Origin of the sequence: Pantoea sp. FN0305 (assembly GCF_050113845.1) — a bacterium.
Classification (GTDB): domain Bacteria; phylum Pseudomonadota; class Gammaproteobacteria; order Enterobacterales; family Enterobacteriaceae; genus Mixta; species Mixta alhagi.
In genome coordinates, this window is the sequence record NZ_JBNJSN010000009.1 from 145,980 (window position 1) to 159,888 (window position 13,909).

The window sequence follows — 13,909 nt, forward strand, 5'->3', positions numbered from 1 at the left end:
GTTTTACTCTCCGGCGTTCAGCGTCAGCCGCTGCCCGCCTTTACGGAAAGTGGCGTAACTGTCGTCCAGTTGCAGCAGTTGCCAGCCCTGCACGCTGTCGCCGGGAGCAACAAGCTGAAGCTGTGAGAGCGAGCGATAGCCGGATGGGGCAATGACGGCGAACTGTCGTCCGGCGCGGAACTCGCTGCTGATAAGAGAAAAAGGGGCCTTTGCGGCCCAAAGCGGAGATGGGGCGGGGCGTTTTGCCTTGGCGCGGCTGCGCGCGGCGGACTGTTGTTGCAGGTGTTGATAACTGGTGCTCAGGGTTCGGACTTGTCCGTCCAGCTCCCTGAACTGCTCGTTAATGGGCTTAAGGCGTTCGGCCTGAGAGCTGGTGGCATCGTTAAGCTGCCTGGCAAGGGCTTCCGTGCGTCCGGTGATATTCTTTATAGCAGCCTGTAGCTGTTGATAATCGCTGTCTGGCTGCGGCTGATCGCGCCACTGAGTTATCTGGCGTTGTGTCTGTTGCTGCGCCAGCGTCAGGGTATTCAGACGGTTAAAGCACCAGAACATCGCCGCCGCCAGCAGCAGGAGAGCAGCGCCAGCAATCAGGTAGGCCAGGCGTTTAAGCATGATGGTCTCCCGTTCCCGACGTGTTCAGGTGAAAACAGACTTCCCGGTTAAGTACATCGGCCTGCATCAGCCAGCCCGGTCCGGCCAGCGTTTTCAGCGCCTCTTCCAGTCGCATCGGGCCGAGCCGGTATTGCGAAAGCGGCAGCGGTTTGCCAGACAGAAACTGCATCGGCGCACAGGCTGTAGCCGCTCTGTTTCAGCAGCCAGGTGAAGGCGTCGCCCACGGTGAGCTTCAGGTTCAGCGGCAGGTTGATGTTGACGACCTGGTGCAACAGGTTGTGCTGAGCTTCGTCGGGGCGGGTGTTAATCAGCAGGTAGCGGTCATAGCGCACGACTTCAGGCGTGGGTGGTGTGGCTGATTTTGGCGTAGGCGCAACGGGCTCTCGGGGCGCGGTGCAGCCGCCCAGCATCAGCAATGTGATAACCCATCCTGTTATTCGCGCCATTGTTTCTCTGAATCTTGTAAGGAATAGCCAGAGGATGCGCAATGGTGGGAAGGCAGACAACGCGAAATTGTTTTTCGGTGAGGAAAAAAAGACGCCCGGAGTGGGCGTCACGATAAAGATTCAGGCTGCATCAGCTTCTGCCTCTGCTTCCTGATTTCCGGCCTGCCAGACGACTTCACCGTCGATTTTGATAAGGCCAATATAGAGCAGTCGGGCTTTCAGGCTGACGCCCGTTTCGCCTTTACGCTCGCCTTTGCTGTAAGTGAACATATCGACGTATAAGTCGCCCAGGCGGAAGTGGATCAGCACTTTGCGCTTTTCATTGACCGCCTGCTCGCAGCGGGCAATCAGCTTACGCGCTTCGCTGCCAGTGACTTTGCAGTCAAAGCGGACATAGTCCACGTCATCGGCAGCCCCGCTTAATGCGGCAATGTCACAGCATAAAAAGGGTTCGCCGCGTTTAGGGGTGACGGTGCAGACACGGTTAACGTAACCCAGACCGCTGGTGTACAGATTGAAGTAAGTTTTCTCGTTCATAGGATCCTCCCGCGTGGCTGAACGCGACGCTTGGTGATATGCAGAGTGCATCGGGTGAAAGGGATGCGCCTGTGTGATGCTGCGCAATTAAAAGGCTATGGAACCGCGCCTTACGGCGGGCAGCTTGCAGGTTCCGGCTACCGGATAAGCAAGGGGATTTAAACGAGGGGAAAGGGAAATTGCGAGGCGATATTCTGTTTTGCTGCACCTTAAATATTGTGTTCCGCACGGAGGCTGTTAAGGTGCAGCGGGCTGAAGGGGCACTGGTCGCGTAGGGTTACGCGCGATTTCTGTCAGCAGTGTAAATCGTCATAGCTGGCGCTTGCGCACAAACGGATCCCGTTGTTATCCGGTGGGCGCCGGAAAAAAGCAGGAGTTCCGGACGGATAGCGAGACGGCTGTCGCCTTGCTATCCGCCCGGAATGATACTGAACAGGAGCGTAAAGGGTGTTTTGCGCGACGGGAGCGTCACGAGCGCGAACCAGTAAAACTTGACGCGCTGTTGGGAGTGCATTGAGAGTAATCGCGCAGTCGCTTAGTGTCGTGCTGCAATTCATGTCCTGCGTCAGCTATTTTGCCGCCCCTGATACAGTATTTCTGCCTGGTTCATCTTTTCCTGACATTCCCGTGCCTGGCGGATGATGAAGGTCAGTACCGACATCTGCATATTGAACACGATGCGATCCCGCTCGATTTCCAGCAAGGCATCTCTGGCACGTTGCAGGATTTTTGGATCGCCAATCAGGTTGCAGAATGCCGGGGTGCCAGATTTATTGTTCTGCTGGTTCCGCCAGCGCAGGAAGTTTGCGCCGGACGGGGCTGGGCCGATGGTGAATATCAGCGGAAGCTGGCGCACGGGGTAGCGTCTGGCGCTCTGGATTAGACGCTGCATCAATGGCTCCATCATCTCGCGCACGCTTCGGGAGTTGCTCTCGAGCAGCTCCAGCTCCCCCTTACTCTTAAAAGGCTTTAAAAGGCCTTTTAGCGAGGAGACGTAAGCCAGCATTTTATAGTCTTCATCAGCCAGCGACTGATAGCCGGTTATGGGGTTATTCATCATCGGCAGCTCTGGGATTTTCGGTCTTACCAGGCAATGGTGATGAAAACGATGAGCGCAGCTTGCCGCTCAGTATCGCTTCCGGCAGCGGGCCTAAACGTTCAATGACGGCTCTGGCCTGCGGTGTATCGTCGATAAAGTCCTGACGAGTCAGCCCGGAACCGTGATACTTCTGCGCCAGACCAAAGGCGCTACGAATAACCGTTGCGCCATTATTTAACCGGTTGTGCATTTCCCTGCGGGAGATGACGGCGATATGTGAGGCCAGCAGAAGCTGGCGTGCGAGCGGTCGAAGTCGGTCAGCAGATAAACACCCTGATAGGCCAGCGGGGCGTTGATAAACAGCGGAAAGCGAGCAGGCTGAATATTGAAGCAGGTTTCAATATCGATGCCTTCTGGCAATTCGCTGAACATGGCTTTCGCCTGATCCAGCATCACTTGCATCAGCTTACGCGATTGCACCAGTTTCTCTTCCATGCGCAGCATCCACAGATCGGCGTAAGGATCGTTATGTTCTGCGGCAATGCGCATCTGGTTGAGGATTTCGATAAAGCGCGGCATTCCGATGATTGGCGCAGGGCCGTTTTCGGTCGCCCGTCGCCCGGTCCACAGTCGGGTGGCATTATGGGTGTGAAGCTGAATAATATGGATCGCACTACGCAAGGGACCCATGTTGAAGGTGTAGTCCGACATATGTGTTTCCTGTTGCAGATGGGTGTCAGCGCAGAGTGATGGCATGAGGGATTGTGAGCAATGGGAAAACGCATACGCATACGGGAAGATTGCTGGGAGAGAGATTAATAACGTTATACTCGGTTAGATAATATTTTTAAGTTTGTAAGGACTTCCCTCTTATTAATTGATGTCGAGGATTAGTTATCCCTGTAACTTTGTTTTTTAATTATATACTTTCACTTTTTATATCTATAAATTAATGTCATTCTGGCGCTGAATTATCAACGCCAGAGAGGCTATGCTCTAATGCTAAAATTCTTAGTGCTGGTTATATTAGCAAGTATACCTTCATTTTTTTCATATTCAATTGCTAGCTTTTGCATCTCTTCATTCCAATATGAAGCATCATTAACAATAAAAAGGCGATCCCTGCGTGATGATTGTATATTCGGCAAGCATGCGCCAAAAATTATTTTCATATCTCTAAACTTGGATTGTGCAACAAGTAAATATTTACTGAGTTGAGAAAATAATATATTTATAACAATATCATCAGAGACATCTTCTGGTATCTCAGGGTAAATTAACCATAAGTATAACAATCCCGGAAAATCATTGGATTCGACAATGTTAGCCCAAAAGAATCCAGGATCTTCTTGTGCGACTTCAATTAATGGCATTGAAATAAGTTGACGTCCAAGTCTTGATTCAGAGGCTAATAATCTGAAAGCCCTCTCGTGGTAATTAATTGATTCATGTTGACCAATGATTAAACTTTGGTTTTCATATTCGGTATGAATGTGATCTATCAAATTATCTATAGTATAGGAGTTTTTTCGAGTTTCTTGTCTTATTCTTTGATTTTCATCGCTATTATATTGTTCCCAAAGGCCTGGGCCGATATGATAAATGTCATCTGCTGTACGAAATAGTTCATATGGCATATGGAACGGAGCATTACCTGGCTGGCTAAGCATCCAGGCTGCCAATAGCTCTTCTTCGCCATATATTTTAATGTGCTTATCTGAAGTTGTAAGTAAGTTTTCCCTAGCTTGAATGTAATCAATGAAATCTCTGGTTGTATCTAAACATGTAAATATTTTATCTAGACTGCTATCATTGAATATATGGACGAATTTTCTTGTGGGTATACCTATGGTAAATAAAGTGTCTTTTCCGGTACATGCTGTATCAATATTTAATCCATAGCGACCGTATTTTCTATAGCATGCGTCAGAGCAACCATTTGCGATAGCAATTAAATGAATGCATATTTCATCCGAATGTGGTAATTCCATTGAGAATGGCTCTGTTGCTTGAGCATCAGTATATAGATTGTCGGGATATGAGTTTATATGTTTATATGCACCATTTAGCTGTTTTATGCTGCTTTCGATAGCACTTTTATACCATCTATTCCATGCGATTTTTTCGTCAATTTCAATATTATAATTAATAAGTTTATCTGACATGATGATTACATCATTGCCAAAGACGACCATTACATCGCAAAATTCCTTTCCTTTCTTATAGAAAATATTACTGTGAGACCACATTGACAGAAATGTTTTCTTTGTGAAGTTAAGCAACCTCTCTTCTGATTCATTAACGGGCATATCTTTTAACCTCAGTTCTAAATATTATATAGTGTGAAGTTTTATCTTCACTTGATTTTTTAGTAAATGATGATTTTTATACTTTTCTTGTGGTTTTAATTTTCATAAAAGCATTGTACTTATTTTTATAATGCAAGCAGTTAAGTTTTTCTGTGTTTTTCGTTAGTGGCATCTGTATGATCACTTTATTACCCATAAGTCAGTGAATACTTAAATCTAATGTACATATATAATAGAATCATTATTTTCATGTTTTATAGTCATTTGCTTTTATAGCCTTTATTTTAAATCAAAGCAATACTATGGTTATTAATATTTCATTCATTGTTACCAAGCATGTCTAACTAAAAACTCTGTGGAATAATACTGCTCTCTTGGCTAGCCAGTGATATTGTCGTTTTATCTATTGATTTGTGATGGATTGATAGGTATTCATGTGATGCCAATGGCATCACCCTTTTACCTATTGATTGGTGTTGGATTGATAGGTATTGATGTGATTTCACTGGCATCAAAGCTTATTTTGCCTTTTATCTCTACATAAAGGGCACGTAAAATTCTCTTTTATGTAGAGATAAAAAACTCCCTTATTTGTCACTCTTAGCCTAACCATCTGGCGTTAGAATTAATTCACACCTTTTCTTCAAGTTATTCGCGCGAAAAACTTGAATTGGGGAGTTTAACAATTTCCCTTTTCAGCTCGGTGATTGAGTAGATTTCATTAGGTTAAGTCGTCTTTTTTACAGTCTATAGGGTGTATTGGTTAAAAACAGCTTATAGGCTGTAAAACGTTCTAGAAAATGGTGAATGCCTTATGAATACTGTTTATCCGTTGAAGACCATAAATCAGTTACGCCCCCTTCTGATTGGCTTTCGTAAAGTAAATGGACTGACCTAAAAGGATATTGCAGAGAGGCTTGGCGTAACACAGCAAACCTATGCTCGATTGGAGGCGAACCCAGGTAGCGCCAGTATTGAGCGGTTGTTCAAAGTGTTTAGTGTGTTGGGCGTTGAAATAGAACTTTCTTCTCCATTGGTTTCATCAGCCATAAATTCATATAAGTTAACTGAGAAATATAGAGATTCTCTAGCCAGACGAGAAAAGTGGTGATGATGTCTATGTGATAGTCTATGGTGAAAACCTTAGAACATGTCGATAAAATTCATTTTTTTAAACGTGTTGCCGGAATATGCTTATGGCATCGACACGTTCTTATTATATGTCGATGAAATTTGCTTTTTTAAACATGTCTTCTGGATATGTTTACCGCATCGACACATTCCAGCCATATGTCGATAAAGCCTTATTTTTTAAACATGTTGCCGGAATATGCTTATGGCATCGACACGTTCTTACTATGTGTCGATGAAATTCGCTTTTTTAAACATGTCTTCTGGATATGTTTACCGCATCGACACATTCCAGCCATATGTCGATAAAGCCTTATTTTTTAAACATGTTGCCGGGATATGCTTATGGCATCGACACTTTCTGGCTATGTGTCGATGAAATTTGCTTTTTTAAACATGTTGTCTGGATGTGTTTACCGCGTCGACATGTTCCAGTGATATGTCGATAAAACATGACTTTTTAAACATGATGACGTGACATGTCGATGACAACGACATATTATGGCTATATGTCGATTAAAACGGTTTTTATAAACATATGAACTGGAATGCAGAAACCCCTTACAACGATTTGCCAATACTGCCGCCTGACCTGGAGCGCATTGAAACACGCAGCGTACTTAAAGCATGCATAAGTGCGCGCGCAGCAATCGCTGAGTTGAAAACTGCTGGTGAGTTGATCCCTGACCAAGGGTTGCTGATAAACATTCTCCCGATGCTGGAAGCGAAGGACTCATCGCGCATAGAGAATATCGTAACTACCAGCGATCAACTCTTTCAGTATGCTGACCGCGCAGATGGCGCAGATCCGGCTACTAAAGAAGCGCTGCGCTATCGTACAGCGCTCTATGATGGCTATACCCAGCTTGAGGACTATCCACTCTGTACAAACACAGCGGTAGCTATCTGTACTAAATTACGTGCAGTTCAAACTGATATCAGGAAAACTCCGGGCACGGTATTGCGTGATCAGAATAATAACGTGGTATATACGCCGCCGGTGGGTGAAGACGCCATTCGTGAGCTACTGGCGAACTGGGAGCGGTTTATACACGGTGATGATGATTTAGATCCATTGGTTAAAATGGCTATTGCGCACTATCAGTTTGAGTGCATTCACCCGTTCCCGGATGGGAACGGGAGAACGGGCCGTATCTTGAATATTCTATATCTGATCCAGAGCGAATTGCTTTCGCTACCAATCCTGTATTTATCCCGCTTTATCTTGGAGAGACGCGATGATTACTACACGCTCCTTCGTAGGGTGACAGAAGAGGGTGACTGGGAATCGTGGATATTATTTATGCTGGAGGCTGTGGAGAGTACGTCCCGATGGACTACTGATAAGATATCGATTGTGCGAGCATTAATGGCTGAAACCACAGAGTATGTACGCGAGAAGCTACCGAAAATCTACACCCATGAACTTGTCCAGGCGCTTTTTGCACAACCATATTGTCGGATCGATAACCTTGTCGAACATGGGGTGGCCAAGCGCCAGACGGCATCGACATACCTCAAGCAGTTGGTCAAAATTGGTGTGTTGGAGGAAATGAGCGTTGGCCGTGAAAAGCTGTATATCAATACTAGGTTGCTACAGGAGTTGAATCAGTAGTGAATGGGCCCAGAAAACAAAAGCGTGGACAAATGGTGATGCCACTGGCATCACTTTTTCTCCAAACACTGCGCCCGAATCTCCGCAACCAACTTACTGATATCCCGCTTTTGACGCGGCCTTGCCGGTATGTCTGGCTCTGAAACTACAGGCGGCACAAATTCCGGTATCGCCGCTTTGCCGCGCCGATACTGATTAAACTCACCGTCCTGCGCTTTGCGCAGCGTTGCCAGCAGATAGGCGAGCGGGTTTTGTATGCCGCCACGGGCAACGCGTTGAGCTGCATCATCGAGCACTTCCTGGCGCAGTGGGGGCGGCAGGTTCTGCATGGCCTGTAAAACAAGCTGTTTTTCAGGATGGGTTAACGGAATTTCCGGCGGCCAGTTCGGAGGTGAATCGTTCGCGCGCGCGGTAGTACTATTACACAGATCTGTAGGTACAGTACGTACAAAAGCTTGGTCCTGATTTGAGACTAAGCCGTCAGGCCCCGGTTCCCGGCTTAGTCTCGATTCGGTACTCGGGGAAATTTTGCCTGGTACCGTATTGAGACCGGATGTTTCTGGCTTAGTCTCCTCAGGAGACTGGCGCTGCTGCCATCGGGCGCGTTCTTCTAGCAACTCTATACGCGAGGATAGATAGCGCAGACTGGTGTCCTGGCGAATGTCGTACAAAATGCCTTGCGCAGTGGCGCGTATGGCCTTGTTTTCATGTCGTGAGCACTGCTCCAGCAAATGAAGATAGCTGGCATCAAAGCGTACAGCATCCAGTACGCTCAGCGGTTCATCGTGCAGGGCATAGATATTCCCGAGGATACGACCGGAAACCCGATCTCGCGCCTTATGGCACAGACTGAGCCAGCGTGTCAGGCGCAGCATCAGTAATGCCCGGCTGACGGTACTGCGCGAGGCTTTTTCATCCTGCGGGCGGTTAGAGAGCTGCACCTGCAATTCACTGTAAGAGGGGAACACCGCGCCGCCGTTGTCCTGCGCCTGCATTCGTATCACCTGCCAGGCAAATTTATCTCTGGGCGATAACAGCGGATCCTGCAACAGGCGACGAGGAACCGTGTCATGTTGATTGCCCATAAACAGCAGGCTATCGGAAGCGGTTGCCGGATCCTTCTGCATCCGTTGCTGGAGTTTGTCGCCGGTCATAGTGATAAGCGCCTGGATATACGGTGTCATGATCTTCCCCTCGGTCACTCAGATTTTTTCCCACTGCCGGATCAGATTCCAGACCAAGGTCAGTGGGAGCGAACGTTCCTGCGCCAGCAGCATCATGGCTTCCAGTGCCGGTATGGAGTCGATGTTATCGACTTTGAGCTCCTGCCAACGGTTCCAGAGCGCGGCTTCCTCTTCTTCGCCGGGAACCTGGTTGCGCCCCTGACGAACGTGGATCCCCATCAGCCGACGGCGGGCACTGATTTCAGCAGTCGATATCCCGAAGTAGTGGCTGATTAACGCTATTGAACCGCCAAGCTGTACCGCCTGGCCGACCAGTTGCTGAAATTTTTGTTCCTGGCGCACCTGAACCAGCATTTTGCGTAGCACGTCATGGTTGATGGTGATTTTCAGGAACTGAGCTGAGGTGTTGCCCATGTGCATCAGTTCCTCAAAGGTCAGGGCGTTAAGTTCGTTCAGCTCCTCACGGTCAAAGCCCAGCGCTTCGCAATAGCGCACATTGCCGTCCTTCAGGGCTTGTATCACCTGTGACAAAACGGCCTGATTAATCGTCGGCAGCATGTTGTGCCTCCTGCTGTAATTCTTTGATCCGGCGGACAATACGGATCAGCCGGAATGCTTTAATAAGAAATTCATCGCTGAAGAAGAAGCCGTCTGCATCACGTTGAAAAAAGAGCCCAGGCGTCAGTGCAGAGGCCAGATCTTCCGTTAGTGGGATCTCGTTGAGCGCCGCCAGCAGCGCCCAACAGGCGCGTGACTGTGGCCGGGTGAACATGGATGATCTGATGCGAATGGCATCACATGAAAGCCAATGCCATTTACATCGGCATCTGAAATTATCCGGTCGTCAATGGCGTAATGCTCAGCCAAATCCCACGCCAGGCGATCGCTAACAGATCGTAAGGACTCCGTGGTATCCCACAGTTGTGGGATGCGCCAGATATCCGTCACGGGTTCGGTCCCTTCACATAAGAGCGAGGGTGCTTCTTCTGGTTCAGGCAGAGGAGCGGGCGTGCCAACTTCTTCTTCCTCTGTTTCAGGTTTACGCCTGCGCGTTACCTGGCGTGGTTCGGGTTCTTCCGGTGGAATATAGGGCGGTGGTTCAGGCGTGGGGCCGAGCACGGCCTGACGCTTTTGCTCAGAGGGATCGACGTCCAGCAACAGCAGGTTGTAGTCAACGTTCAGCTCCTGACTCATCAGCCCCAGCAGCTCATCCTGCACCCGCTCGATAGCGAAGTCTTCAGGCTGGTCGTTGAACAGTGACAGCGCAGAGGAAAAAAGATCGTCAAAGGAACCGACGTCTTCGGCGGCATGACGCTGCCAGAGATGTAATGATGCTGCCCGCAATGACAGCAGTTTTTCCACCTGCGAGCGACCCATCCCCGCGTACAGCACCTCGGGGATACAGGGCAGCAGGTATTCTAGAGCCTGTTCCATCCGGCTGATATGTGACTGGTTGATCGGATAGCCGTCGTTCTTCAGATGCTCTGCTAGCTCTCGTTGCGAAAGCTGACACCCTTCCACCTGCTGGTACAGCTCCCGCGCCTTGTTGATCCCCAGTGCCCGCTCGATGAAGCTGAGTTTGCCGTGCATATCGTTTTCCGCCAGATGGCCGATCAGGCAGCGCAGTTCGCCCAGCATGGGTTGAGCGGATGTACCGGCCCACGGCTTGTACAGACACTGAATGCGCCAGAACCGCTCGTCATGCGTTCGCGCCACAGTTCGTTGAGGATCGACAGGCGGGTATTGCCACCGTTGGCGATGATGAACCACTCCTGATCGGGACGACGGGTGATCGGCGGCGGCGTGTCCAGCCCGCGACGACGGATCGATTCCTTGATGTCGTCATAGCTGGGGTTACGCATCAGTCGCGGATTGAGATCGTAAGGGCGAAGCTGCTCCAGCGTGACGATCATCGAGGTTTCCATCAGCGGATCGGCAAATCGCTCATCAGGCGATCTTCCACGATCAAAATTGCCCTGTAGCAGGCGGGACTGGAGTTCTGTCGAAGTCAGCTTGTTGTTCATGACCCGACTCCTTGCTGGCTGAGCGATTCGAAGCGGGTTTGATCGCTGATAAATCGGGTTTGCACCGTGCCTATCGGGCCGTTGCGCTGTTTGCTGACAATGACTTCAGCGATACCCCGATCCAGCGTGTTGGGATCGTACAGTTCGTCGCGGTAGAGGAATAAGATGACATCCGCATCCTGCTCGATAGAGCCGGAATCGCGCAGATCAGCATTGCAGGGGCGCTTGTTAAGGCGTGACTCCAGCGCCCGGTTAAGCTGCGACAGCGCCAGCACCGGGCAATTTAATTCCTTCGCCAGCGCTTTCAGCGAGCGGGAGATCGTCGAGATCTCCTGATTGCGGTTCTCCGCGCCGCCGCTGCGCATCAGTTGCAGATAATCAACCACGATCAGCGAAGGAGGCCCGTACTGGCGCAGCGATCGTCTGGCCCGACTGCGTAAAATAGATGTGGTGAGGATCCCAGAATCGTCGAGCAGCAGGCGATCTTTCCAATCGTTCATCAGGATACTGGCGCTGACGCCAATTTGTTTCCAGTCGTCATCAGCGAGATCGCCGCTACGCAGCCGGGTTTGCGAGACGCGGCCAATCAGAGAAACCAGCCGCAGCAGTAGCTGTTCCGATGACATTTCCATGCTGTAGATTTGCACCTGCTGAGCAGGGCGCAGCATTAGCGCGTTCACACATAGCGTCAGGGCGAAGGCGGTTTTGCCGACGGAGGGACGAGCAGCGGCGATAATCAGATCGGCAGGCTGGAAGCCGCAGGTCAGGGCATCGAGTTGTTCCAGTCCGGACGGTGTGCCGCTGAGGCTACCGCGTTCTGCCTCATAGCGCTGAGCGATGCCTGCCAGCACGTTATCAAAGCAGGTGTTGATATCTGTCAGGCCACCATCCTGATGCGACTGCGCAATGGCAAACAGCTTTTGCTCCGCGAAGGTCAGTACGTCAGCTACATTACTTCGCGGCTGGCTTGCCATATCGCTCAGTTCATTGCCCAGTAACAGAAGCTGGCGCAACTCACCATAGCTGGCAATGTATTGCGCGTAGGGAATGATATTGGCGGTGCTGGGCGTGTTTTTGGAAAGCTCCGCCAGGTAGGCGAAGCCGCCCACCTGCTCAAGCTGCTCCTGCTGTTCCAGCGATTCGCTCAGGGTAATCAGGTCGATGGGGTTTCCCTGTTCGACCAGGGTTTGCATATGGCTATAGATAGTGCGGTGTGCCGAGATAAAGGAGTCCTGCGCGGAGATCTGTGTGGCGACGTCATCCCAGCGATCGTTATCCAGCATCAGTCCACCAAGTACCGATTGTTCCGCCTCGACGGAGTGGGGTGGTTGTGGCCGTTTGCGCTTACTCATCCCGATTACCCTCCTGACAGGCCAGAAAAGCCTCCCACAGCCGTGTCTGTTGATGCGGCGGCAGCAGTAATAGCGGTAAATCACTGGAGTAGAGCGGCTTATTGTTGGACCAGCCGATTTCAAATAACGGCCAGTCTCTGGGGGACGTCAGTGAACCGGACGTATCCCGTAGCTCGTTCTCATCCTCCAGGTTGAAGCAGTCCACTTTTTCCGGTGGGATATGCCAGAGCAGCGACATTAATACCGGCAGCGTTTCCCGCGCTTCTTCACGATCAGCGGCTTCAAAGAACACGATCACTTCATCGTCTTTCTCGAAGGGATACTGGGCGTAATAAGAGCAAAATGCCCGCCAGATTTTCCGTTTCATGCGATGCCCTCCACCGGTTGATGGGGCAGGGCGAGAACCTGTGGGAACAATTCTTCGGCCAGCATCCGCATAGTTTCAGCGGAACAGGGCGTTGCCCGGCCTCTGGCGCGAGAGGCATCCAGCCGATGTACCGGCATTCCCAGCGATGCCGCCCGGCGATAGGCCACACTGGCGTAAACCGGCGTCATCAGTATCTCGGTGGGCACCAGTAGTTCCTGCTCTTTCTGTTTGTGCTGGAGAACCTGAAGCAGGTTGTGGTGGATTTCGCGGGCGTCGTTGGTGTGGTCGAGTTTGTTGATCACCGCCTTCAGCGGCGGTAGCGGGATGCCGTAGCGGGTGAAGGGCTGGAGATCCCGGTACATTTGCAGCGTGCCGCGCAGAAACTCGCGTGCGGAGAGCATTTCCGGTAGAACCGGGGAGATAATGAGATCGCTGGCTAGCAGCACCATTTCCAGCGCGATAGTGCGTGCGCCAATGGTATCGATCAGAATGACGTCATAGCCGGTTATCTGGCGTACTAGATGGCGCAGGCGGATCACGCCGTCGGGCGCAGCCTGAAGCAGGCTCATCAGCTCGCCGCGCGGATCGTTGGAGATGATGATATCCAGTCCGGGAATGGAGGTGTGTGAGATGATGATCGCTGGATCCAGCTCGTTCTGCGCGATAAGCTCGTAGATGCCACCTGGAGCTTCGTTATCAAGAGGGTAATAGCTGCTGAGCGTCGGCTGGCGGATATCGGCATCAATCATCAGGACTTTCAACCCCTGATCGGCCAGGTAGCCGCTGAGGTTAGCCGTATCGGTAGTTTTCACCACGCCACCTTTGGTGGAAAGGATGGCGGCAATTAGTGTAGGTAAACTGTGTGCATCTGCGTTTTTCATAACCAGTGCCTTTTTCGTTGTCTGAAAAGGGCTTCACTGTAAAACGCTGATTTGTTAGTAGGTTAAGTTACCTGATCGCTTTGATTCAAAATCAACCGTAGAAATACGTGCCGGTTCGAGTCCGGCCTTCGCACCAAATGATGCAACTAAGTCGCCCAGGGGCGGCTTTTTTTGTGCCTGAAATCCAGTATCCGCAAGGTTTTACCGCTTTTTCACTCAACCTAAGTCAACCTGATTCAATCTACATCAACTTGCTGATGTATACCCGCAGTGAAAGATATGCTTTGAATCGCCACGGATAATCTAGACACTTCTGAGCCGTTGATAATACTGGTTTTCATATTCTGCCGGTGACATCTGATCGCTAGAACCATGCCGACGCTTACTGTTATAAAACATTTCGATGTAATCA

12 protein-coding genes, 1 tRNA gene and 3 pseudogenes are annotated in these 13,909 nt (G+C 50.2%); 3 read left to right on the top strand and 13 right to left on the bottom strand.

Translation table 11 applies throughout. The annotated features are described in order from the left end of the window. Nucleotides 1-3: 3 nt before the first annotated feature. The 6 genes and pseudogenes from ACQE3Y_RS17660 to ACQE3Y_RS17685 all read right to left on the bottom strand — a co-directional run bounded on the left by ACQE3Y_RS17660 (nt 4) and on the right by ACQE3Y_RS17685 (nt 4,943). On the bottom strand, nt 4-612 hold the full coding sequence (locus ACQE3Y_RS17660; RefSeq protein ID WP_426982174.1) for a hypothetical protein: 609 nt from the start codon (nt 610-612) through the stop codon (nt 4-6). A 47-nt stretch (nt 613-659) separates the two neighbouring features. Continuing rightward, a complete protein-coding gene (locus tag ACQE3Y_RS17665) occupies nt 660-1,058 on the bottom strand; it encodes a hypothetical protein (RefSeq protein WP_426982175.1) in 399 nt (132 codons plus the stop codon). A gap of 120 nt (nt 1,059-1,178) precedes the next feature. Continuing rightward, nucleotides 1,179-1,595, bottom strand: a complete 417-nt coding sequence (locus ACQE3Y_RS17670) for an STY4534 family ICE replication protein (RefSeq protein WP_426974798.1) — start codon at nt 1,593-1,595, stop codon at nt 1,179-1,181. Between the two features lie 565 nt (nt 1,596-2,160). Further along, on the bottom strand, nt 2,161-2,655 hold the full coding sequence (locus ACQE3Y_RS17675) for a DUF3158 family protein (RefSeq protein ID WP_426982176.1): 495 nt from the start codon (nt 2,653-2,655) through the stop codon (nt 2,161-2,163). After that, a pseudogene (locus ACQE3Y_RS17680) lies at nt 2,645-3,345 on the bottom strand (PFL_4669 family integrating conjugative element protein). Before ACQE3Y_RS17680 ends, ACQE3Y_RS17675 begins: the two are co-directional and overlap by 11 nt. A gap of 278 nt (nt 3,346-3,623) precedes the next feature. After that, nucleotides 3,624-4,943, bottom strand: a complete 1,320-nt coding sequence (locus ACQE3Y_RS17685; RefSeq protein WP_426974796.1) for a hypothetical protein — start codon at nt 4,941-4,943, stop codon at nt 3,624-3,626. Between the two features lie 814 nt (nt 4,944-5,757). On the opposite strand from ACQE3Y_RS17685, the pseudogene ACQE3Y_RS17690 reads away from it, so the two are divergent. Further along, nucleotides 5,758-6,054, top strand: a pseudogene (locus ACQE3Y_RS17690) (helix-turn-helix transcriptional regulator). A 558-nt stretch (nt 6,055-6,612) separates the two neighbouring features. Beyond that, entirely contained in the window at nt 6,613-7,689 is a 1,077-nt protein-coding gene (gene fic, locus ACQE3Y_RS17695) for a protein adenylyltransferase Fic (RefSeq protein ID WP_426982177.1), read from the top strand. A gap of 50 nt (nt 7,690-7,739) precedes the next feature. Here fic and ACQE3Y_RS17700 read toward each other — a convergent pair whose 3' ends face one another. From ACQE3Y_RS17700 to ACQE3Y_RS17725, 6 genes and pseudogenes are all read right to left on the bottom strand, one after another. Beyond that, nucleotides 7,740-8,873 carry an STY4528 family pathogenicity island replication protein gene (locus ACQE3Y_RS17700; RefSeq protein ID WP_426974794.1) on the bottom strand — a complete coding sequence of 378 codons (1,134 nt, stop codon included), beginning with the start codon at nt 8,871-8,873 and terminating at the stop codon, nt 7,740-7,742. Between the two features lie 18 nt (nt 8,874-8,891). Further along, nucleotides 8,892-9,431 carry a DUF2857 domain-containing protein gene (locus ACQE3Y_RS17705; RefSeq protein ID WP_426974793.1) on the bottom strand — a complete coding sequence of 180 codons (540 nt, stop codon included), beginning with the start codon at nt 9,429-9,431 and terminating at the stop codon, nt 8,892-8,894. Further along, nucleotides 9,415-10,897, bottom strand: a pseudogene (locus ACQE3Y_RS17710) (ParB family protein). Before ACQE3Y_RS17710 ends, ACQE3Y_RS17705 begins: the two are co-directional and overlap by 17 nt. Then, nucleotides 10,894-12,249 (bottom strand): replicative DNA helicase, encoded by a 1,356-nt coding sequence (dnaB, locus tag ACQE3Y_RS17715; RefSeq protein ID WP_426974792.1) that lies wholly within the window; start codon nt 12,247-12,249, stop codon nt 10,894-10,896. Before dnaB ends, ACQE3Y_RS17710 begins: the two are co-directional and overlap by 4 nt. Then, complete coding sequence (locus ACQE3Y_RS17720; protein ID WP_426974791.1) at nt 12,242-12,616, bottom strand: hypothetical protein; 375 nt, start codon at nt 12,614-12,616, stop codon at nt 12,242-12,244. Before ACQE3Y_RS17720 ends, dnaB begins: the two co-directional genes overlap by 8 nt. Then, nucleotides 12,613-13,497: a ParA family protein gene (locus tag ACQE3Y_RS17725; protein ID WP_426974790.1), complete on the bottom strand. Its 885-nt coding sequence runs from the start codon at nt 13,495-13,497 to the stop codon at nt 12,613-12,615. Before ACQE3Y_RS17725 ends, ACQE3Y_RS17720 begins: the two co-directional genes overlap by 4 nt. Before the next feature lie 45 nt (nt 13,498-13,542). On the opposite strand from ACQE3Y_RS17725, the gene ACQE3Y_RS17730 reads away from it, so the two are divergent. Beyond that, nucleotides 13,543-13,633, top strand: a tRNA-OTHER gene (locus ACQE3Y_RS17730). Between the two features lie 167 nt (nt 13,634-13,800). Here the strand turns inward: ACQE3Y_RS17730 and ACQE3Y_RS17735 are convergent. Beyond that, nucleotides 13,801-13,909 (bottom strand): IS3 family transposase (locus ACQE3Y_RS17735; protein ID WP_426981673.1); only part of this gene is annotated, 109 nt, incomplete at its 5' end.